Here is a 20,796-nt window from a genome sequence, read left to right as displayed (position 1 = left end):
TAGATGCTTGTAAAAAGAAGGTTGTTATGAGTATGAAATTAAAACCCATTATATTAAAGACCGATATCCTCATCATTGGTGGCGGGACATCAGGCTGCTATGCAGCGCTCACAATTGCCGAACAATCGGACGCTAAAATCATTATTGCTGAAAAAGCAAATATCAAACGCAGCGGCTGTCTGGCGGCAGGGGTTAATGCCCTAAATGCTTATATCGTCAAAGGACAGACACCTGAAACTTATTTGAATTACGCAAAAAAGGATGCAGAAGGAATCGTAAGGGAAGACTTGGTTCTTACTATGGCTGAAGGTTTGAACAGGGTGACACACAAACTGGAAAGCCTGGGTCTTGTCATCCTCAAGGACTCGAAGGGCGACTATGTTGCCCGTGGGCATAGAAATATAAAAATCAATGGGGAAAATATTAAACCGATTTTAGCGAGCGCTGTAGAACATCAGGAAAATGTTCAGGTATTAAACCGAGTAAATATTATCGATTATATTCTCAAAGAGGGCAAAGTCATTGGCGCATATGGTTTCTCGATTGAAAAGAATACCTTCTATGTCATTTATGCTAAGGCTGTCATTTGTGCAACTGGCGGTGCGGCAGGGCTTTATATGCCAAATAATCCCGGCTTTTCGAGGCACAAAATGTGGTATCCCCCCTTTAATACAGGAGCGGGATATGCAATGGGGATTCGAGCTGGCGCAGAAATGACCACCTTTGAGATGCGATTTATTGCTCTTCGCTGTAAGGACACGATCGCTCCCACCGGTACGATCGCTCAGGGTGTGGGTGCGGAACAGGTCAACAGCCTCGGGGAGGAGTATGAAAAGAAGTATGGGGTACCCAAAACCTCTAACCGCTTATACTCTACCGTTATGGAAAACAAAAACGGGAGAGGGCCTTGCTACTTAAAAACTAAAGGAGTGACTAAGGAGCAAGAGCAGGAGCTCTATAAGGCTTACTTAAATATGGCTCCGTCTCAAACGCTTCGCTGGTTAAACAATGGAAAAGGTCCAGCAGTAGAAAATGTGGAGATTGAAGGGACGGAGCCCTATATCGTGGGTGGACATACGGCAAGCGGCTATTGGGTCGATACCCATAGGGCATCGACCCTTGGAGGCTTATATGCTGCAGGAGATGTGGCTGGTGGGTGTCCGCAAAAATACGTCACAGGGTGTTTTGTGGAGGGTGAGATCGCCGCACTTTCGGCTTTGGAATATGTACTGGGATCACGTGATGGAGAAGATAACGATCAAGCCAGTGAAAAAGAAAATAGCCTTAAAGGCAGCACAGAAGAAATCGAAAGAAAGCTTCAAGAAGTTAACACTTTTTTGGAAAGTGGACAGAGTCTTTATTCCATTGAGGAAGTCGAAGAGGCCATGCAGAAAGTTATGGATGAATATGCAGGGGGGATTTCTGCAGGTTATGTCGTGAATTCTGAAAAGCTTGGGATTGCTGCATGCCGAATTGAGGAACTCCTTGAATTGAGCACGGCCTTAAGAGCGACGGATTTACATGAACTGATGCTTATCTATGAAGTCGTGGACCGCTTAACTGTGTGTAAGGTACTCATAAAACATTTAGAAGCCAGAAAAGAGACCCGTTGGCACAGCTTTCATGAATATGCGGATTATCCGCTACAAGATGATGAAAACTGGCTGAGGTATGTGAACTCCTATCAAAAAGACGGGGAAATCAGGATTATGCTTAGAGATTTGGTAAAGAAGGACGAGATATATGAGCATAAAGATTGATCGAGATAAGTGTACAGGGTGTGGGAAATGCTTGAAGGTATGCCCAGGAAATCTTTTATATAAGGATGAGAATGCCAAATCTTACATTAGGTATCCTCGTGACTGCTGGGGGTGTACGGCCTGCTTAAAGGAGTGTCAGATAGGGGCCATAACGTACTATCTTGGTGCAGATATCGGTGGAAAAGGTACAACACTTTACACCAAACGTGAAAAGCAATTTTTATATTGGCATGTCGTTAAAGCGGATGGAGAAGAACAGGTCATTACAATCAATCAGCAGGAATCAAACAGATACTAGTCCCCCCCATACCGCTGTCGGCACCACAACGAGTAGATTTATCCAGTTAAATTTGAACTAACGTTGAACAAAGCAGACCTTTTAGCACAGAGTGTATCGATACAAATCCTTAGAGAATAAGAAAGAGGAGATAAACTATGGATCATTTAGACCGTTTGGAAGCCCAAAGCATTTTTATTTTAAGAGAAGCCTACAAAAAGTTTGGCAAGTTGGGGATGTTATGGTCGATTGGTAAAGACTCGACCGTTATGATGTGGCTTGCCAAAAAGGCCTTCTTCGGGCATTGCCCTTTCCGGTTCATCCATGTGGATACCACCTATAAGATTCCGGAAATGATCGAATACAGAGATAAGATTGCCAAGGAATATAATATCGACCTCATCGTACACAAGAATGAAGAAGCCCTTAAGGAGGGGATGGGACCTGAGCACGGCAGGCTTGTCTGCTGTAAGGCGCTCAAAACAGACGGTCTTCAGCAGGTCGTCACTAAATATGAGTTTGAAGGGCTTATTTTAGGAATCAGAAGAGATGAAGAGGGGTCACGTTCGAAAGAACGGGTATTTAGTGAAAGAAATAAAGACTCTGAATGGGATTATACCAACCAGCCACCTGAACTTTGGGATCAATTTAAAACGGATTTCCCCAAAGGAAATCACATTCGGGTTCATCCCATCCTGCATTGGAATGAGATCGATATCTGGGCTTATATCGGAAGAGAAAATATCCCCTTGGTTGATCTCTATTTTGCCAAGGACGGAAAACGGTATCGAAGCCTGGGCTGCGCACCGTGTACAGGGATGATTGACTCGAATGCGACGACAGTAGCTGAGATTGTAGAAGAATTAAAGAATACCAAGGTCAGTGAACGTGCAGGAAGAGCACAGGATCAGGAAGATGCTTATGCCATGCAAAAATTACGCAAAGATGGATATATGTGATAAAGGTGATGGAGGGTCAACAAATGGAAAACAGTAAGGAAGTTCTAAAAATAGTTGTGGTCGGGCATGTGGATCATGGTAAATCCACGGTGATCGGAAGACTGCTTTATGATACAAAATCTGTTCCAGAAGGAAAAATCGAGAGGGTTAAGAAGACCTGTAAAGAGAAGGGAAAGCCCTTTGAATACGCCTATCTTCTCGATGCTTTCGAAGAAGAACAAAAACAGGGTATCACCATCGATACAACTCAACTTCAATTCTTTACGGAAAAAAGAGATTATGTCATTATCGACGCACCGGGTCATAAGGAATTTTTAAAAAACATGATATCGGGTGCAGCGAATGCGGAAGCAGCACTTCTCATTGTCGACGCCAAAGAGGGAGTCCAGGAACAGTCCAAGCGGCATGGCTATATCCTTTCTCTTCTGGGAATACAAAAGGTCTATGTCTTGGTGAACAAGATGGATCTCATTGATTATTCTGAGGCAAAATTCAATGCGATAAAGCTTGAAATGAACGAGTTTCTTAATAATCTCCATGTCTATCCGCTGAAGTATATCCCTATCTCAGCCTTCCATGGAGAAAATATGACCGAGCAATCGGTCATGATGCCTTGGTACAAGGGAGAACCCGTTCTTGCGGCTATCGATCTGATAGAAAAGGATAAGGGAGTGGAGGATAAACCCTTACGATTCCCAATCCAGGATGTCTATAAATTTGACGAGAGAAGAATTATTGCGGGAAGGATTGAATCCGGAAGCTTAAACGTTGGAGACGAGATTCTTATTTCCCCGAGCAATAAAGTAACCAAAGTTAAGACCATCGAATATTGGCAGGACCGTGATAAAACGGAGACTGTATATGCTGGGATGTCTGTGGGTATAACTGTAGAGGATGAATTTTTCAACAAAAGAGGAGAATTCATTACGCATAAAGAACATGCACCTTATGTTTCCGAGGTATTTCGAGCAAATCTGTTCTGGATGGGTAAGAATCCCCTGGTCAAAGGTAAGAAATATAAATTGAAGCTGGCAACCCAGGAAGCAGAATGCGAAATCATTACAGTGAATAAAGTGATTGACGCATCTACCTTAGAAACCATAGAAAATGCCAATCAAGTCAAGACGAATGACGTCGCCGATGTGACCATCAAAACGAAGGAAGCCCTATGTTTTGATGAATTTAAGAATAACCAGAGTACAGGCCGATTTGTTCTCGTTGAAGGATATGATGTGAGCGGTGGCGGAATCGTTTCTAGAATGGAAAAAGGAATTCAGACCGCGTGCACTCTCGTTCATAAAGGTCTGGAAATGACAGTTCACTGCTTTGATGAATACTACTTTATCCTATCAGAGGGAACCGTTAGAAAGATTCCTGGGAAAACGGGTGTTTTTAGTGTAGGTGACGTCTTACCAGTAATTGGGGGAACCTATTCCTACCCCGAGAACTTGGATATAGTAAATCTGGAATCAAGAAGGGTAGCGAGGATCAGAAAATCGGTATTACAAGAGATCGTCTCCTTTCATGAATATCAGTATGGCTCATTTGATTTGATTGAAAGCAAGGGTTCACTTATAAAAGTGGCCTCAGAAGAGGATTTCAAGAGATTCAAAAATGATTTTGAACTGCGGATAGAGCAGGCTGCAAAAACTGCTGAGTTCGCGAATCGATGGTTTGATTTCATGAAGAATCGTGAAATTAAGAATAGAGAAGTAGTGAATCTATACACACTTGAGTTTGAAATTTAAAAATTAAAATAAATAACTGGGGTAATAATTAAAAGGAGGTATTTTTAGATATTGACATTTATTTCATAGGGTATTAAAATAAAAACAATAAAACATATAAGAATACTAGGGTAATATTCAAAGTGAAATATTTGAGAAATATCAGGAAAGAATTTGAAGGAGGACATTATTATGTCGAAAATCGCCAAAAGTCTAACCGATCTTATAGGTAATACCCCTCTATTGGAACTGTCTAACTACAATAAAGTGAATGAGTTAGATGCAAAAGTAGTAGCCAAACTTGAGTATTTCAATCCTCTATCCAGTGTTAAAGACAGAATTGGTTATGCGATGATTAAGGATGCTGAAGATAAGGGATTAATCACAAAGGATACGGTTATTATCGAACCAACAAGTGGAAATACGGGTATTGCCCTGGCCTTTGTATCTGCTGCTAGAGGATATAGACTTATCTTGACTATGCCTGAAACCATGAGCATGGAGAGAAGAAATCTTCTTAAAGCCTTAGGAGCTGAATTGGTTTTAACTCCAGGTCCTGACGGTATGAAGGGTGCCATCAAAAAAGCAGAGGAATTGTCTGCTGAAATAGAGAATTCATTTATTCCTCAACAGTTTAATAATCCAGCTAACCCTGAGATTCATAGACAAACGACTGCAGAAGAAATCTGGAGAGATACCGACGGACAAGTTGATATTTTCATCGCTGGAGTTGGAACAGGTGGGACTGTAACAGGCGTTGGTGAAGTTCTCAAGAAGAAGAATCCTAATGTTAAGATCATCGCTGTAGAACCTACTGACTCTCCTGTATTATCTGGAGGCAATCCTGGACCGCATAAGATTCAGGGAATCGGTGCTGGATTTGTCCCCGCTGTATTTGATCCGTCTGTTATCGATGAAATCTTCAAGGTTAAGAATGATGAAGCCTTTGAGACTGCGAGAAAGCTTTCGAAATCAGAAGGTCTACTTGTAGGGATATCCTCTGGTGCAGCAGCATTCGCTGCAACCCAGATTGCTAAAAGATCTGAAAACAAAGGAAAAACAATCGTTGTACTTCTCCCGGATACTGGAGAAAGATATTTATCAACCGTACTATTCCAAGAAAGCTAAGTTTTAGGAGCTTGGCACTAGCATATAGAACTCTTGCATAGGGAACCTTTATGTGTTCCCTATTTTGGTACAGATACAAAACATTTACTTCGTGTAATGTAGCAATCGTAAAAGCTCAAACAAACTTTTTAAAAAAGATATAAGGGCAAGCCGGAAAAAGAAGAACGGCTTGCCCTTATATCTTTTTTAACCCATTAATTTACTTAATACATCAAATCTTAATGCTATTTGTCGGAATATTCTTGTTGATACTTTACTGATAAAGCCATACTATTTACTTGTGAGATGTAAGTTGTTATACAACTGACAGCGAATAACTATCAAATGGACTGAGGACTAAAATTACCCAAGTGATAGGGCTGTCAAGAAAGCGAGGTGGGTCTGTAAAGAGTTTTATAGGAGTATTCCATTATCGATTTAATTGAAAGGAGTTGTAAATTATGATCTTGAATTCATCTGCGATTGAAAAAAGAACAATATCCAAGGTCAAATGGAAATTATTACCTTTCTGCGTCTTCCTTTATATGGTCAATGTTATCGATAGAAGTAATCTTAGCTTTGCTGCCCTGGATATGAACAAAGCTTTGGGGATTGAAGCCTCTGCATTCGGTCTCCTGACATCTATGTTCTTTGTCGGCTACTTTTTTTTCGAGGTGCCCAGCAATATGTTTATGCACCGAATAGGGGCCAAGATATGGATGGCTCGCATTATGGTCACTTGGGGACTTGTAACCTGCGCAATGTTTTGGGCTCAAAACTTTACACATGTGAGTATACTCCGCTTTTTGCTTGGAGTTTGCGAGGCGGGCTTCTTTCCAGGAATGATATATTACTTCACCTATTGGTTCCCAACAAGATATCGAGCTGGGGTTATCGCAATTTTCTTTATCTCTGGACCTATTGCTGGCATGATCGGAGCTCCTCTTGCTACGCTGATCATGGACAATATCCACTGGATGGGTCAGGCCGGCTGGAGATGGGTATTCATGATTGAAGGCTTACTGGCTGTTTTTGGTGGAATTTGGTGCTTCTTAATGCTCACGAACAAGCCCCAGGAGGCAAAATGGCTTGATCAGGAAGAAAAGGATTGGTTAGTAAATGAGATTAATGCAGAAGATGCATTGAAAACTGAAACGGCTCACTTCAGTATCGGCAAAGTATTTAAATATGGTAAAATTTGGCATTTTGCCCTCGCGTACATGAGCGTTCAGATTATGACACAAACGGTTGGATTCTGGATGCCGACTTTTGTTAAGGAGTTCTCCGCGACATATAGCAATTCCATAGTGGGTTATATCATGATGTTGCCGCCATTAGCAGGATTAGTTTGCATGCTTTTCTGGGGCAATCATTCAGACAAGACAGGGGAACGAATATATCATACGGCGATTCCGATGGTTGTTTCGGCTATTGGACTGGCTATGATTGCATTATCACCGAACGTTAATATTAAAATTATTGGTCTAATCGTAAATGGAATAGGAAACGCTGCTTTCTACGGACCTTATTGGTCCATTCCAACAATCTTCCTTACTGGAGAGGCTGCGGCAATCGGTGTTGCAATTATTAACTCCATGTCAAGTTTTGGCGGCTTTTCCGGAAATCTCATCGTAGGTCAACTTAAAGCGTCAACCTTAGGCACCACAGGAGTGTTAATGTTCCAGATCGCTGCTGCCCTTGTTGCAGTCTTGCTGACAATTACTTTACGCACTAAAAAATCATCTTCAGTGGATGGCGATGCAGGTAAGATCAACGTTTGATCGAGTTCAAATGTTTCTTCCCGCTATTTTACTAGATATAAAAACAAAAGAAGGAGTGGAGTATATGAAAATAACAAGCGTAGATGTAGTTCAAATTAAAACTGTGAGCCCAATGTGGCGCCCAATCGTTTGTCGTATTTATACCGATGAGGGAATCTATGGAGATGGCGAGGCCGCATTAAGCTACGGAATCGCTGCTCCTGCCGCTTTTGGAATGATAAAGGATTTAGCCACCCTGATAATCGGTATGGATCCGCTCGACAACGAAGTCATATGGGAAAAACTCTACAAGAATACGTTCTGGGGACAAAACGGGGGTCCGGTAATATTCGCTGGCATAAGTGCCCTAGACATTGCCTTATGGGATATTAAAGGGAAATTCTTCAATGCTCCTCTCTATAAACTCTTGGGCGGTAAGAAGAGAGATAAGCTCCGCGCTTATGCAAGCCAGTTACAGCTAGGGGGATGGCCAGAAAACAAGGATTCTTTCGAAATGATTTACCGCACCGAGGATTATGCAGCAGCATCTAAGAAGGCAGTAGCCGAAGGGTATGATGCAATAAAGATTGATTTCTTTAACACAGACAGAGACGGCACACCGCTTGGGCCTGAACAACAAACACGATTGTTGAAACCTCATTATGTTCAGGTGATTGAGGAGAGAGTTTCGGCAGTCCGCGAAGCCGTTGGGCCAAATGTAGACATTATTATGGAAAATCACTCGCTTCCTGATGCTCTTTCTGCAGTTCAGCTGGGTCAGGCTGTTGAGAAATACAACATTTTCTATTTTGAGGAGCCCAACACACCTACTCCCAAATTGACAAAATACATCCATGACAAGGTTAACATCCCGATTGCCTCGGGCGAAAGGATATACTCCAGATGGCAGTATGCCCCCTATTTTGAGAATCTGTCAATTCAGGTGATTCAGCCGGATATCGGCAATTGCGGTGGCCTAACTGAAGCTAAAAAGATATGTGATATGGCCCATACTTATGATGTTAGTGTCCAGGCACATGTCTGCGCTAGTCCGCTTTCAACCGATGTAGCGGTACATCTTGAAGCGGTTATCCCCAATTTTGTCATTCATGAGCATCATGTTTGCCACAGATTAAATTTTAATCACAACATCACCCTGTACAACAATCAGCCAGTCGATGGATATATTTCGCCCTCTGAGCGCCCTGGCATAGGTAATGAATTTACTGAAGAAGTATTTAAGAGCCCTGATAAATTTACAGTGAAATAGAGAATCAAGTGCTAGGCTGTTGGAGAGTGTATACTTTTCCACAGCCAAGCTGAAGTCATTGGTACTAAATGGTGGAAGGAGTGGGGTATATGAAAATAACAAGCGTAGATGTAGTTCAAATTAAAACTGTGAGCCCAATGTGGCGCCCAATCGTTTGTCGTATTTATACCGATGAGGGAATCTATGGAGATGGTGAGGCTGCATTAAGTTACGGAATCGGTTCCTCTGCCGCTTTTGGAATGATAAAGGATTTAGCCACCCTGATAATTGGTATGGACCCCCTCGACAACGAAGTTATATGGGAAAAACTCTACAAGAATACGTTTTGGGGACAAAATGGCGGTCCGGTAATATTCGCTGGCATAAGTGCCCTAGACATTGCCTTATGGGATATTAAAGGGAAATTCTTCAATGCTCCTCTCTATAAACTCTTGGGCGGTAAGAAGAGAGATAAGCTCCGCGCTTATGCAAGCCAGCTACAGGCAGGGTGGGAAGAAAATAAGGATATTAATGAAATGCTTTATCGCACCGAGGATTATGCAGCAGCAGCTAGGAAAGCAGTAGCCGAAGGGTACGATGCCATAAAGGTTGATTTCTTCAACACCGACAGAGACGGCACACCGCTTGGGCCTGAACAACAAACACGATTGTTGAAACCTCATTATGTTGAGCTGATTGAGGAGAGAGTTTCGGCGGTCCGCGAAGCCGTTGGGCCAAATGTAGACATTATTATGGAAAATCACTCGTATCCTGATGCTCTTTCTGCAGTTCAGCTGGGTCAGGCTGTTGAGAAATACAACATTTTCTATTTTGAGGAGCCCAACACACCTACTCCCAAGTTGACAAAATACATCCATGACAAGGTAAATATCCCGATTGCCTCGGGCGAAAGGATATACTCCAGATGGCAGTATGCCCCCTATTTTGAGAATCTCTCAATTCAGGTGATTCAGCCGGATATCGGCAATTGCGGTGGCCTAACGGAAGCTAAAAAGATATGCGACATGGCTCATACTTATGACGTTAGTGTTCAGGCACATGTCTGCGCTAGTCCGCTTTCAACCGATGTAGCGGTACATCTTGAAGCGGTTATCCCCAATTTTGTCATTCATGAGCATCATGTTTGCCACAGATTAAATTTTAATCACAACATCACCCTATACAACAATCAGCCAGTCGATGGATATATTTCGCCCTCTGAGCGTCCTGGCATAGGCAATGAATTTACTGAAGAAGTATTTAAGAGCCCTGATAAAGTCACCATTAAATAAAAATCAAGTGCTTGGCTGTTCGAGAGTGTATACTTTTCCACAGCCAAGCTAATGTTATGGTATTAAAATATGAAGAAATGTGGAAATTCTATGAAGTGCTAGAGCTCTGCACAATCGGAGCTTCAGCCCTTGAATCACGATGTGTAGAGTAAGCTAAGGATAAAGCCCCAAATCAGGGGTAAAGAGGATTATGTATAGTCGCAACAGTTTTGATCTGTTAAAAAAGTTCAGACTAATGTAGTTAAAAGGTTGGGCTAATTATGGATTTTGATGGTAGAGATGAGTATTTAGAAAATAAATTACAAATAATTGATTCATTGATGTCACAAGGCAAGGTTGCTTCAAAGGTCATTCCAATCCATGAATCATTAGATTGTTTAGAGTGGGTACTTCCAACTAGCCAAGCAATCGAAATTATACGAAGTGCAAGGTCTTTTGCTTTACAAAACTGTTTTCACAGAACGAAATATAAAAGATGTGATAATCCAGTTGAAGTATGTTTGGTGATAAATGATTATGCGGATAAAGCTGTTAGCGATGGAGGGGCAAAACGCATAGAATTAGATGAAGCGATTGAAATACTTAAGATCGCAAATGAATGTGGACTTGTTCATTTAACCCTTTATAACCCTGAACAACACGTATTCGCTGTGTGTAGTTGCTGTGATTGTTGTTGCGGCCATCTGCAAATAATGAAAATGTATAAACGTCCAGATATTATTTCACATTCTGATTACATCGTCGAAGTTGATAAAGAAAAGTGTATAAACTGCGGCAAGTGCGTTGAAAGATGCCATTTTGGAGCTCAAATACAGATGGACACTGTTAAATATTATCAGGAACATTGCTATGGATGCGGATTATGTTTAACTAAATGTCCAACCAATGCGATTTCATTAAAATTGAGAAGATAAGAACGAATAGTATAGTATTGTGTTAACTCCGGACCAGATCTTCAACACTTCCATCGTAGAAGCCATTCGATCAGTGGTCCAACAAGAGCATATTTGACGAATTTATGGTGGTATTTTTTACAAAAGTACCTTGAAGTCATGGGTAAAATACTTTTAAAGAGGTGACAATAACTCATGAATATTACGCCAAAAGCAGAGCCTTATCGTTGGGTGATTCTGATGGCAATGTGGTTTACTACATTCATCGGATGCCTTGCACAATTCCAAGTTGCAGCTCTGGCTTTTAAGATTATCCCTGCTTTACATTTGTCATCTTCACAGTTTTCTTTGATTATGTCTGCTCCCACGTTGCCCGCAGTATTCCTTAGTCTTGTGGCAGGTTCACTGGCAGATCGGTTCGGCGTGAAACGAGTTGTCACAGTAGCTTTTGCTTTTTCTGTAGTCGGAGTGTATTTCCGTTATACCGCCACCAACTTCACAACACTGTTTATTATGATGTTCTTAACTGGACTCAGTCCATGCTTACTTAATGCTAATGCATCCAAGTTACTTGGAGCGTGGTTCCCTATGGAGAAGATGGGAACCGCCATGGGAATCTACTTTTCTTCGGCTGCCACTGGTATATCAGTGGCTTTAGCAACATCTTCGATATTTCCATCCACTAAAAGCGCCTTTGTCACTGCAGGAATATTCAGCTCGCGGTATGGATTGCCTGGATGGTCCTTATTAAGGTTAAGCCCGAAGGGGCACCTGAGCTGCCGGTTATGCCTGTAAGTAAGTATTTAGGCGTCGTTGCCAAGAGTAAAAGCGTTTGGTTAGTCGGCTTAGGAATGATGTTTTTCACAGGCTCGTATATGGCCTTTAGTGGATTCCTACCCAACGCTTTAAACACTGTACGTGGGGTAGACCCAGTCAAAGCGGGATTATTAGCTTCAATTGTGACAATTGGAACAATGCTTGGTAACGTCGTTGGACCCGCTATGTCCGACCGTGTCGGTAAAATTAAACCTTTTTTGGCCCCTGTATGTATTTTTGGAGCAATTACTATGTATGCTGCTTGGATTGTACCTTCTGGGGTGATCATGTGGGTAACATTATTCAGTCTTGGGATCTTAATGGGAATCAGTGCACCTTTACTGTTGGCCTTTCCAATGCTGCTTCCTGAGATTGGCCCCGCCTATGCCGGGACGGCTGGTGGAATGATCGCTACTCTTCAACTTTCTGGAGCATTCATTATCCCAGCTTTTATCATCACACCGTTGGCTGGCTCAAACTTCAGCATCTTGTTCGGGCTAAGTAGTTTATCGTTTTTATTATTAGGAGTAATGACCCACTTCCTACCTGAATTGGGTACTATTGCTCGGGCTGAGGCAACCACTAACTCTTCACAAGCTGTAAAACAAACTTAGGAGGAGTCTAAGCAACCACTGAAACTTATTACTCTCACCAGCCTAACTTTACTGGAATAATTTTCAGTGGCAAGGACAGTATTAAGGCTGATTTTTATATTCTTTTAGATATTATAGGTCACAGTCTATGAATGCGGCATGGTGTATCCCGCTTGAGAACGCAACTTTCGTCTTTGCTGCAAGGAACCGGTTAAAATAATTATACCAGTCAGGCGTCAATGAAAATTCAATATGCCTTTTATAAAATAAGATAAATGCAAAAAAACACCCCCTGTGTATGAAATGCCTATTCAAGCTTTATTGCATGGCATTTCTTTTGTTGTTTTTTTGTCAATATATTAACTTAATATGGAGTCCAGATTAGTGATTGTGGTGTTTACAATGTCCTAAAGCGCAACAACCGACATATTCGGATTAAACCACGAACCTCTAGAGCAAATGGCTTTTGGAACGAGGAGATTAGCCATACCACAACCTGACTTACAATATCAATGGTTTTATGGGGAGTAATATTGTGTAAACACCATTTAATCTTAGTACAACTAATTATTAAAATATTATTTAAAATATCTTGGTAATTAAAAATAAAGAGTGTAAAATATATCTGTATGACAACTAACAATCTAAAAAAGAGGAATTTAATTGAAATGAGTGTAATTAAGAAGATAATTAAAGAGAGTATATCTGATCAAGTTTATACCCAGCTAAAGGAGCGTATTCTTAACGATACATGGAAAGTAAACGAGCAAATTCCATCCGAAAATCAATTAGTCACGTTATTTGGCGTTAGTAGGATGTCTATAAGAGTCGCTATACAAAAACTAGTGACTCTGGGATTACTCGAGGCCAGGGTAGGTGAAGGTACTTTTGTTAAAGAGTTTTCACCCAGTGTATACATGAACGAACTTGTCCCTTTAATTGTAAAACCAGAATACCAAATAGAAATTCTGGAATTAAGACGAGCATTAGAGACCGAAGCCATAAAGCTTAGTATCGATAGAGCCAGTGATGAGAGTATACGTGAACTTGAAGTTATATATAGAAAAATGCGTAATGCTCAAGATGATCATAATTTTGATGAATATTATAAAGAAGATTACCAATTTCACAATAAGATTTTTATAATGTCACAGAATAAAATATTTGAGGAGCTATTTGAAGCACTTTCAAGTATTTTATTCCCGCACTTTAATGCTGTCGTTAAAGATTCAGTGGAAAGTTTAGATTTGATAAATGAAGAGTCGGATGAACACGGTCAAATACTAACGGGTTTAAAACAAAGAAATGAGGAAGTGTGTCTTCAAGCTTACTTGAGAATGATTGAAAGTAAAAGGCAAATGTATATAAACAAATCTGTTAAAGTGGATTGTGTACAAGACTGAAAAAACTGGACACAAAGTTAAGCAATTCTATGAGGAATGCATTTTCCTTGTGTTGTAATATAATTCAATATATTTAAAGATTTCTTGTTGAGCTTGTTCAGGTGTTTCGAAATTTGCATCTGAATAAGCTCTCTTTTTATCGTCCTATAAAATGATTCCATTAAGTCGTTATCATAAGGTTACCTTCTCTACTTACACTCGATACTGCTCCATGTGTACAAACGATAAGACCTTTGTTGCGACGGGTATTCAGGTGCTGGATCGCTGCGGTAACAACAAATGATTACAGAATTTGTCGAAAGTTCCTTATTGATAATAAACCGAAAAAACAATATTATACTTGTAAGATGTTAGATATCATACAACTAAAAGCAAAAAGGTTGCCATTATTAACTACATACCTGTTGGCAGTCACTTTACGCCTTAATAAATTTCCTTCGGCAGGCAGTGGTGTAGGCAATATCAAAGCTTGATGGCGTTCAAGTGTGTTTCTTGTATAACAACCTGTCTTCTCTATACTTAGAAATAGTGTTTAAAATCATGGATTGAAGGAGTGGGATTTTATGAAAATCGCTATCGTTTATTACAGCAAGACTGGAAATACCAAAAAAGTAGCAGAACTTATTGCGGTGGGTGCTAATAGCATTGAAAATGTGGAAGTGAAATGTATGTCGATCGAGGACGTGGATAATGAATTCATAATGGAGGCTAAAACGATTATCTTTGGCTCCCCGACTATTGCTGGTACCTTTTCATGGCAAATAAAACAATGGTTGGATACATCTAGAACAATCAAGTTTGGTGGAAAACTGGGGGCCGTTTTTGCTACAGCCGATTATATAGGTGGTGGAGCAGAAGTAACAGAGCTAGGATTGATTGCAGAGTTGTTGGTAAAAGGGATGTTAATCTATTCGTCTGGTGCTGCTGAGGGTCAGCCTTTTATTCACTATGGTCCTGTGTGCATTCAAGAGGGTGATGAAGACCAGAAAGAAAGGGCAAGAATATTTGGGATGCGATTAGCTAAAAAGAGCGTTGAACTGTTTAGCTAAACTAGATTAAGTGTTCGCTTATAATCTCACGGACCTGAAATCCGTGAGATTATTGTTTGAGATTAGTGGTTAGGTATGGGTCAGGAAAATTGTGTGACTAAATAATCTTTAGAACAATAAACTGTATTTTGACGAGGAGAAGTACCTATGGATTTAATAAAAATTTTATTGGTATTTATTATGATTATTGTGGCAATGAAATTTAAAAAGCCACTATATATTTCAATTTTAGTTGGTATCATAGGAATAAGTATATTTTTTAATGTGGGTATTATACAAACTTTGAAAATAATGGGTCTTTCGAGCATTAGTCAAGTAACAATCTCTTTGGTTTTATCGTTCTATTCCATTACTTTTTTGCAGAGAATGCTTGAAAAGAGGGATCATTTATTTCTAGCAGAAAAGTCATTGAGTGGAATGTTTAATAGTCGAAGAGTTAATGCAATGCTTGCACCTTTTATTATCGGGCTATTACCATCAGTAGGTTCTATTATCATAGCAGCTCCAATTGTGGATAATGCAGGTGGAGATTTTATTAGTCAGGAAGATAAAACATTTATTACTAGCTATTTCAGGCATATATCAGAAGCTTTTCTGCCTACCTATTCATCGATTATTTTAGCTTTGCAATTATCAGGTGTTGACATGACTGCTTTTGTAGTGGGTATGCTACCAATGGTTTTAATCTTATTCTTATTAGGATATTTGTTCTATGTGAGAAAGATACCAAAAGAAACGGGATTGCCAGATTCAATTGACAAAAAGGAAGATGCTAAAAATTTGATACGTAGTTTATGGACAATTGCATTAACAATCGTAATTATACTTTTTTTCAAATGCCAAGTTTACATAGGCGTCATTCCAGTCATTATAATGAGCTTCATAATCAATAAATTTTCTTTTAAGGAAGTAGCGCCTATGTTTATTAGCGCATTTGAATCCAAGTTATTAATTAGTACTGTGATTATTATGATGTTTAAGGATGTTTTAACATACACAGGTGTAATAAATAAATTACCACAAGCATTTGGAGGGTTGCCCGTTCCAACGGTTGTTATATTTTCCCTTATTTTCATAGTTGGAACTATGATTGCAGGTTCACAAGCAATTATAGCAATAAGCATGCCTTTAGCATTTGCAGCTATACCTTATGGAGGTTTAGCACTAATGATATTGCTAATGTGTTTAACATATATGGCGATGCAAATTTCTCCAACTCATATTTGTTTAGCAATAGTAACTGTGCATTTCAACACATCATTTTTAGACTTGGTCAAAAGAACTATTCCTATTATGGTTATGTTTTTAATAATTATTTCTGGATATTGTTACTTTTTATATTTATTTCAATAGGTTTCATTAAATGATGTACATAACCAACTCTTTGAAAAGTAGTTTTGCGACGCTCGATTTTCGTACAGATACAAAAAAAGCTTGACATTAATCTGATCTGGTCTAGAATGGGATTAGAATATTTCAACAATTAAATGGATTATAGGTGCCCTTCACGCGAGGGAGAATAGGGAACTGGGTGTGAATCCCAGACGGACCCGCCACTGTAAAGAGGAGTCTCATGCAGAGATGCCACTGGGTAACTGGGAAGGTATGTAAGAGACAATGACTCTAAGTCAGGAGACCTGCCTATAATCTAGAAGCACATGAAGTATGGTAAAGTTCATGGTCTTTTTGCTTTATCCGAGAGGAGGAAGCGAGATGACTATGAACTTTTTATTTTTGCAAGAAAGGAGGGGGGAAATGGGATATCATGGGCGAGATGTTGAGGTGGTTTCCTTAAATGAGGCACAATACCTTGTGGCAGCATGCGATTCTTGTGGTGCCATCGGTATGAAGGAGCGCGATGTAGTCAAAGTGCCTTGGAGCATAACAGGGAGGTTTACTGCACGAGTCGCTTTGCTGGAAGTACTCTCCATTGGGGCGATTCCACAGATGATCACGATTGCGATTTCTAATGAGCCTAAGCCTGCAGGTGAAGAAATACTTAAGGGGGTGAGAGAGGAGCTAAAGGTTATGGATCTGGCTTCGATGCCTATGGCTATTAGTACAGAAAAGAATATGCTCACAGAGCAAACAGGCTTAGGGATTACTGTAGTAGGGGTTTGTGAAAAAGCGAAGCTTAGAATCGGACAATCTAAACCTGGAGATGGTATTTTTTGTATGGGCCATCCTAAGGTGGGGCCGGAGATCCTTAGTCCAGATGATCCGGAAATTGTCCAAGGTGATCATCTTGTAAAATTACTAGGATACCGTGCGGTTCATGACATTATCCCAGTGGGATCTCAAGGAATACGTGGTGAAGTCAATGCGATTGCTTCGATAGTAGGTGTTGAATTTATGAGAGAACCGAAATGCGAACTTAATCTAGAAAAATCGGCAGGACCATCAACGTGTGTTATTTTTACGGCACCTGAGAATATTCAACTTGGCGACTTTGGAACGATTCCGATCTGTAAGGTTGGGAGGCTCGGTGGGATTATTTAAGGTTCAAAATTAAAGGGTACAAGTAGGATGAAGTAATAAAATTAAGGGGGAATTTATAATGATTAACCGTTCAAATTCAAAGGAAGAAACCATCAAGAACTCGGCCCTGAATATAAGACGGATTGCAATCATGGCCGTTTTTATTGCATTGAGTGCAGTGGGTGCCTTGATTAAAATCCCGAGTCCAGTTGGGACAGTGGGCTTGGATTCTGCACCGGGCTTTTTCAGTGCATTAGCCTTTGGAGGACTTGAAGGAGCCGTAGTCATTGCTCTCGGTCATTTACTTTCTTCAGCGGTCGTGGGTTTCCCACTTGGAATTCCTATGCATTTAGTGATCGCTGTAGAAATGGCTGTCTTTGCCTTGATTTATCGCTTCGTCAATAAGAAAATGGGTTTAATTGCTGCGGTGATCGTGACGTCCCTCTTAAATGGCGTGGCGGGTGCGTTTATGGTTTTTCCTATGGGTGGTATGGGAGCCGTTTTAGGGTTAATGCCCTTCTTATTGGTGGGTTCAGTCATCAACATTGTGGTATCAGCGTTAGCGTATAAAGCTCTCAAGGGAAGTCGATTGATTTAGAGGGGTGTAACTGTGGAGCAGGTCGTTGAATTAAAGAATGTTTCTTACCGCTATCCTCACGCTGAGGTTGAGAGTTTGAAACAGGTCAACTTAACGGTGGAGAAGGGGAAATTCGTCGTTTTAATGGGTCGCACAGGAGCAGGAAAAACAACGTTAAGTTTATGTTTAAATGGACTGATTCCACAGCTTATGCAAGGGAATTTAATCGGAGAGGTCATCGTTGCTGGTAAAGAGACAAGTAAGTATCGAGTGCAGGAATTGGCTAAGCAGGTAGGACTTGTCCTTCAGGAAGCAGAAAGCCAGATTGTTGGGAGAACAGTAGCAGAAGATGTAGCTTTTGGACCCCGAAATTTCGGTGTACCGATTGAAGAGGTTCATAGAAGAGTTGAACGAGCGCTAGAAAGTGTTCAATTGAGAGAACATAACGGGCGCTCCACGGCTGAGTTATCAGGTGGAGAAAAACAAAGGCTAGTGATTGCTGGAGTACTAGCCATGGAGCCCGAAATTATGGTTCTGGATGAGCCAACCTCTGAACTCGATCCTGAGGGGCGAGTAGAAATCTATCGGGCCTTAGATGATCTCTGTCGGGAAGAAGATCGGACTCTTCTCGTGATTGAACATTCGAGTGAAGAGATCCTTCAAAGAGCAGATGAACTTGTTGTACTTGATCACGGGGAGATTGCTTGGCAAGGGGCTCCTGAAAAGCTTTTTCGCAATATTCCTTTTTTGCAGGAATTCGGGATAAAGCCCTTGCCGGTAAGCCTTTTAGGTTGGGAGTTTTATCAAAGGGGCTGGATTGAATTTGAAGATATCCCTTTAGACGTTGCGAGTGCTGAGTCCCTGATTCGCAGTTTAACAAGTAAACAAAAGTTGCGGAACGTAATGGACCCATTGGCCAAGCCTATCGAGATAAGGGAAGACGATCAAGAAAAGACTGTGGAAAAGCAAGCACAGAGTTCACCGTTCATTCAGGTTAATCAACTTGTCCACCAGTATGAATCCGGACAAATAGCGATACAAGGGATTGATCTTGTTATTCAAAAAGGTGAATTCGTCGCACTGGTCGGTTCCAATGGAGCGGGGAAGACCACTTTAGCCAAACATTTGAATGGGCTGCTCATGCCGACACAGGGAGAAGTTATCATTAAGGGGATGAACACGAAGGAGTATGACACTGCACATCTTGCCCAAACGGTGGGCTATGTGTTTCAAAACCCGGATCACCAAATCTTTTCCGTTTCAGTTGAGAAAGAGTTGGAGTTTGGTTTGAAAAATGCGGGTTTTCATTCGAGGGAGATCAAGGATCGAATCACTCAGGCCTTAGAGTTAACCGGTCTAGAAAAATTTCGGGAGGTTCATCCTTATACACTTGGTAAGGGAGAACGTCAGTTGATTGCGGTTGCTTCTGTTCTAGCACTTACTCCTAAGATTCTCGTGATTGATGAACCCACGACAGGCCTTGATTGGATGGGCGTTCAAAAGATTATGGAGTTGCTTCAACAACTCCATAGAACGGGAACAACGATTCTTATGATCTCTCATGATATGGACATCGTTGCCGAATATACGGAACGGGTCATCGTGTTACAAAAGGGTCATGTATTAAGAGATGCCACTACCTGGGAGGTTCTAGGTAATTCTGAAATACTAAGGCAGGCGGCAATTCTTCCGCCACAAATCTGTGCACTGAGTCAGAGGATAACGGATTTAGGTCTGAGACCGACTTCGGCTGAGGAATTCAGAGGGTCACTGGTTAGAGTCATTGAGGAGGGGGATCGGGCGCTATGTTTGTAGACTATTTGCCGGGAGAATCTCTACTTCATCGCCTAGATGTCCGTACCAAAGTACTTGGTCTTTTGACCGTCATCGTCTGGAGTTTCTTGTTCGAGGATCCACTCTACAATGTGTTGCTCATGCTGGGTATCGTCCTAATAACAGTTCAGAGTAATATACCCTATAAGAAAGTTTTGAAGCTTATCCGGCCTTTAGTTTCGATTTGTCTATTTCTTTTTTTGATCTCTGGTTTTACGTACCCACCTGAACGATTTCATAGTGAGATGTGCCAGATTGTACTTTTCTCTGCTTTACCTGACGGACGTTTGGCGCTATCTGTAGGAGGAATGTTGACTGGGGTCAATTTTATCTGTCGACTCCTGGTTATGGTTCTAGCTTCTTCGGTGTTAACCTTAACCACTCCCATGGATGATTTTATGCTATTTTTGAATCAGTTTAGAGTTCCTTCGGAAATATCGTTTATGATAACGACTGCCCTGCGTTTTATCCCTACTCTGGATAAAAAGAGATCACTCATTCTCGAGGCTCAAAGAGCTCGTGGAGCAAAAATCAATGATAAAGGAAGCCTAGGACGTATCAAAGCTTATATCCCCATTATGGTCCCCTTATTTGTGAACTCCATCTTGATTGCTGAGGATTTAGCAAAAGGCATGCTGAATCGTGGCTACGGATATGCCCGCACAATGACGAATATACGAGAACTACATTTAGCGGTAAGGGATTATTGTATTATGGGAATGCTTTTTTTAATGATAGTAGGTGGCTTCTACTTGCGAATGGGACTTAGATTAGGTCTCTTATAAAGAAAAAACCGTCTAATAGACGGTTCATTGAGGCGAGAGCTAAACCCTCGTCTATATAAAGGTAGGAGAAGAATGTCGTTATTTGTACTTTACCATAGTAATGTTAAAGTACAATGAAGAATTTGTTAATTTTGCATTAATATTCATATTCGGGATTTACACTAACAAAAAAGTTGTAAAACTAATGACCCCTCCGTACTTTCTCTCTAAAGGGTGCACTAAGAAGAATTTGGGGAAC

General features: G+C 40.8%; 16 protein-coding genes, 2 pseudogenes and 1 riboswitch. Of the genes and pseudogenes, 17 read left to right on the top strand and 1 reads right to left on the bottom strand.

Annotation, left to right across the window (positions count from 1 at the left end):
• The first annotated feature begins 32 nt into the window (after window positions 1–32).
• The 11 genes and pseudogenes from ACZ42W_RS18960 to ACZ42W_RS18910 all read left to right on the top strand — a co-directional run bounded on the left by ACZ42W_RS18960 (window position 33) and on the right by ACZ42W_RS18910 (window position 13,836).
• Entirely contained in the window at window positions 33–1,760 is a 1,728-nt protein-coding gene (locus ACZ42W_RS18960; RefSeq protein ID WP_464171089.1) for an adenylyl-sulfate reductase subunit alpha, read from the top strand.
• Window positions 1,744–2,058 (top strand): 4Fe-4S dicluster domain-containing protein, encoded by a 315-nt coding sequence (locus ACZ42W_RS18955; protein WP_464166822.1) that lies wholly within the window; start codon window positions 1,744–1,746, stop codon window positions 2,056–2,058. The genes ACZ42W_RS18960 and ACZ42W_RS18955 overlap by 17 nt, the downstream gene beginning before the upstream one ends.
• A 137-nt stretch (window positions 2,059–2,195) precedes the next feature.
• Window positions 2,196–2,996, top strand: a complete 801-nt coding sequence (gene cysD, locus ACZ42W_RS18950) for a sulfate adenylyltransferase subunit CysD (protein WP_464166821.1) — start codon at window positions 2,196–2,198, stop codon at window positions 2,994–2,996.
• Between the two features lie 23 nt (window positions 2,997–3,019).
• On the top strand, window positions 3,020–4,744 hold the full coding sequence (locus ACZ42W_RS18945) for a sulfate adenylyltransferase subunit 1 (RefSeq protein WP_464166820.1): 1,725 nt from the start codon (window positions 3,020–3,022) through the stop codon (window positions 4,742–4,744).
• Window positions 4,745–4,915: 171 nt separating this feature from the next.
• A complete protein-coding gene (cysK, locus tag ACZ42W_RS18940) occupies window positions 4,916–5,851 on the top strand; it encodes a cysteine synthase A (protein ID WP_464166819.1) in 936 nt (311 codons plus the stop codon).
• Between the two features lie 440 nt (window positions 5,852–6,291).
• Entirely contained in the window at window positions 6,292–7,611 is a 1,320-nt protein-coding gene (locus ACZ42W_RS18935; RefSeq protein WP_464166818.1) for an MFS transporter, read from the top strand.
• Window positions 7,612–7,675: 64 nt separating this feature from the next.
• Window positions 7,676–8,860 carry a mandelate racemase/muconate lactonizing enzyme family protein gene (locus ACZ42W_RS18930; protein WP_464166817.1) on the top strand — a complete coding sequence of 395 codons (1,185 nt, stop codon included), beginning with the start codon at window positions 7,676–7,678 and terminating at the stop codon, window positions 8,858–8,860.
• A gap of 89 nt (window positions 8,861–8,949) precedes the next feature.
• The gene (locus tag ACZ42W_RS18925) at window positions 8,950–10,131 is read left to right on the top strand and encodes a mandelate racemase/muconate lactonizing enzyme family protein (RefSeq protein ID WP_464166816.1); all 1,182 of its coding nucleotides are present in this window, start codon (window positions 8,950–8,952) and stop codon (window positions 10,129–10,131) included.
• A 260-nt stretch (window positions 10,132–10,391) separates the two neighbouring features.
• Window positions 10,392–11,045, top strand: a complete 654-nt coding sequence (locus ACZ42W_RS18920) for an ATP-binding protein (protein WP_464166815.1) — start codon at window positions 10,392–10,394, stop codon at window positions 11,043–11,045.
• Window positions 11,046–11,219: 174 nt separating this feature from the next.
• A pseudogene (locus tag ACZ42W_RS18915) lies at window positions 11,220–12,454 on the top strand (MFS transporter).
• A 647-nt stretch (window positions 12,455–13,101) separates the two neighbouring features.
• Window positions 13,102–13,836, top strand: coding sequence for a FadR/GntR family transcriptional regulator (locus ACZ42W_RS18910; protein ID WP_464166814.1), 735 nt, complete (start codon window positions 13,102–13,104; stop codon window positions 13,834–13,836).
• 27 nt (window positions 13,837–13,863) lie between these two features.
• Here the strand turns inward: ACZ42W_RS18910 and ACZ42W_RS18905 are convergent.
• A pseudogene (locus ACZ42W_RS18905) lies at window positions 13,864–14,047 on the bottom strand (integrase core domain-containing protein); the annotation flags it as partial.
• A gap of 352 nt (window positions 14,048–14,399) precedes the next feature.
• Between ACZ42W_RS18905 and ACZ42W_RS18900 the strand changes: the two are divergent.
• From ACZ42W_RS18900 to ACZ42W_RS18875, 6 genes are all read left to right on the top strand, one after another.
• The gene (locus tag ACZ42W_RS18900) at window positions 14,400–14,885 is read left to right on the top strand and encodes a flavodoxin family protein (RefSeq protein ID WP_464166813.1); all 486 of its coding nucleotides are present in this window, start codon (window positions 14,400–14,402) and stop codon (window positions 14,883–14,885) included.
• A 147-nt stretch (window positions 14,886–15,032) separates the two neighbouring features.
• Entirely contained in the window at window positions 15,033–16,238 is a 1,206-nt protein-coding gene (locus tag ACZ42W_RS18895; RefSeq protein ID WP_464166812.1) for a DUF401 family protein, read from the top strand.
• Window positions 16,239–16,364: 126 nt separating this feature from the next.
• A riboswitch (cobalamin riboswitch) is annotated at window positions 16,365–16,544 on the top strand.
• A 96-nt stretch (window positions 16,545–16,640) separates the two neighbouring features.
• Window positions 16,641–17,384, top strand: a complete 744-nt coding sequence (locus ACZ42W_RS18890; RefSeq protein WP_464166811.1) for an alpha-ribazole kinase — start codon at window positions 16,641–16,643, stop codon at window positions 17,382–17,384.
• Between the two features lie 58 nt (window positions 17,385–17,442).
• Complete coding sequence (locus tag ACZ42W_RS18885) at window positions 17,443–17,961, top strand: ECF transporter S component (RefSeq protein ID WP_464166810.1); 519 nt, start codon at window positions 17,443–17,445, stop codon at window positions 17,959–17,961.
• A 12-nt stretch (window positions 17,962–17,973) separates the two neighbouring features.
• A complete protein-coding gene (locus ACZ42W_RS18880) occupies window positions 17,974–19,755 on the top strand; it encodes an ABC transporter ATP-binding protein (protein WP_464166809.1) in 1,782 nt (593 codons plus the stop codon).
• The gene (locus ACZ42W_RS18875) at window positions 19,746–20,558 is read left to right on the top strand and encodes an energy-coupling factor transporter transmembrane component T family protein (protein WP_464166808.1); all 813 of its coding nucleotides are present in this window, start codon (window positions 19,746–19,748) and stop codon (window positions 20,556–20,558) included. Before ACZ42W_RS18880 ends, ACZ42W_RS18875 begins: the two co-directional genes overlap by 10 nt.
• Window positions 20,559–20,796 lie beyond the last annotated feature (238 nt).

This window comes from Desulfitobacterium elongatum (assembly GCF_055378975.1).
Note: the sequence above shows the minus strand (reverse complement) of the source record. Positions and strands in the feature narration are given on the sequence as shown.

Coding starts and splice junctions, on each gene's coding strand:
- ACZ42W_RS18960 (WP_464171089.1), top strand. CDS start 33: ATGAAATTAAAACCCATTATATTAAAGACCGATATCCTCATCATTGGT.
- ACZ42W_RS18955 (WP_464166822.1), top strand. CDS start 1,744: ATGAGCATAAAGATTGATCGAGATAAGTGTACAGGGTGTGGGAAATGC.
- cysD (WP_464166821.1), top strand. CDS start 2,196: ATGGATCATTTAGACCGTTTGGAAGCCCAAAGCATTTTTATTTTAAGA.
- ACZ42W_RS18945 (WP_464166820.1), top strand. CDS start 3,020: ATGGAAAACAGTAAGGAAGTTCTAAAAATAGTTGTGGTCGGGCATGTG.
- cysK (WP_464166819.1), top strand. CDS start 4,916: ATGTCGAAAATCGCCAAAAGTCTAACCGATCTTATAGGTAATACCCCT.
- ACZ42W_RS18935 (WP_464166818.1), top strand. CDS start 6,292: ATGATCTTGAATTCATCTGCGATTGAAAAAAGAACAATATCCAAGGTC.
- ACZ42W_RS18930 (WP_464166817.1), top strand. CDS start 7,676: ATGAAAATAACAAGCGTAGATGTAGTTCAAATTAAAACTGTGAGCCCA.
- ACZ42W_RS18925 (WP_464166816.1), top strand. CDS start 8,950: ATGAAAATAACAAGCGTAGATGTAGTTCAAATTAAAACTGTGAGCCCA.
- ACZ42W_RS18920 (WP_464166815.1), top strand. CDS start 10,392: ATGGATTTTGATGGTAGAGATGAGTATTTAGAAAATAAATTACAAATA.
- ACZ42W_RS18910 (WP_464166814.1), top strand. CDS start 13,102: ATGAGTGTAATTAAGAAGATAATTAAAGAGAGTATATCTGATCAAGTT.
- ACZ42W_RS18900 (WP_464166813.1), top strand. CDS start 14,400: ATGAAAATCGCTATCGTTTATTACAGCAAGACTGGAAATACCAAAAAA.
- ACZ42W_RS18895 (WP_464166812.1), top strand. CDS start 15,033: ATGGATTTAATAAAAATTTTATTGGTATTTATTATGATTATTGTGGCA.
- ACZ42W_RS18890 (WP_464166811.1), top strand. CDS start 16,641: ATGGGATATCATGGGCGAGATGTTGAGGTGGTTTCCTTAAATGAGGCA.
- ACZ42W_RS18885 (WP_464166810.1), top strand. CDS start 17,443: ATGATTAACCGTTCAAATTCAAAGGAAGAAACCATCAAGAACTCGGCC.
- ACZ42W_RS18875 (WP_464166808.1), top strand. CDS start 19,746: ATGTTTGTAGACTATTTGCCGGGAGAATCTCTACTTCATCGCCTAGAT.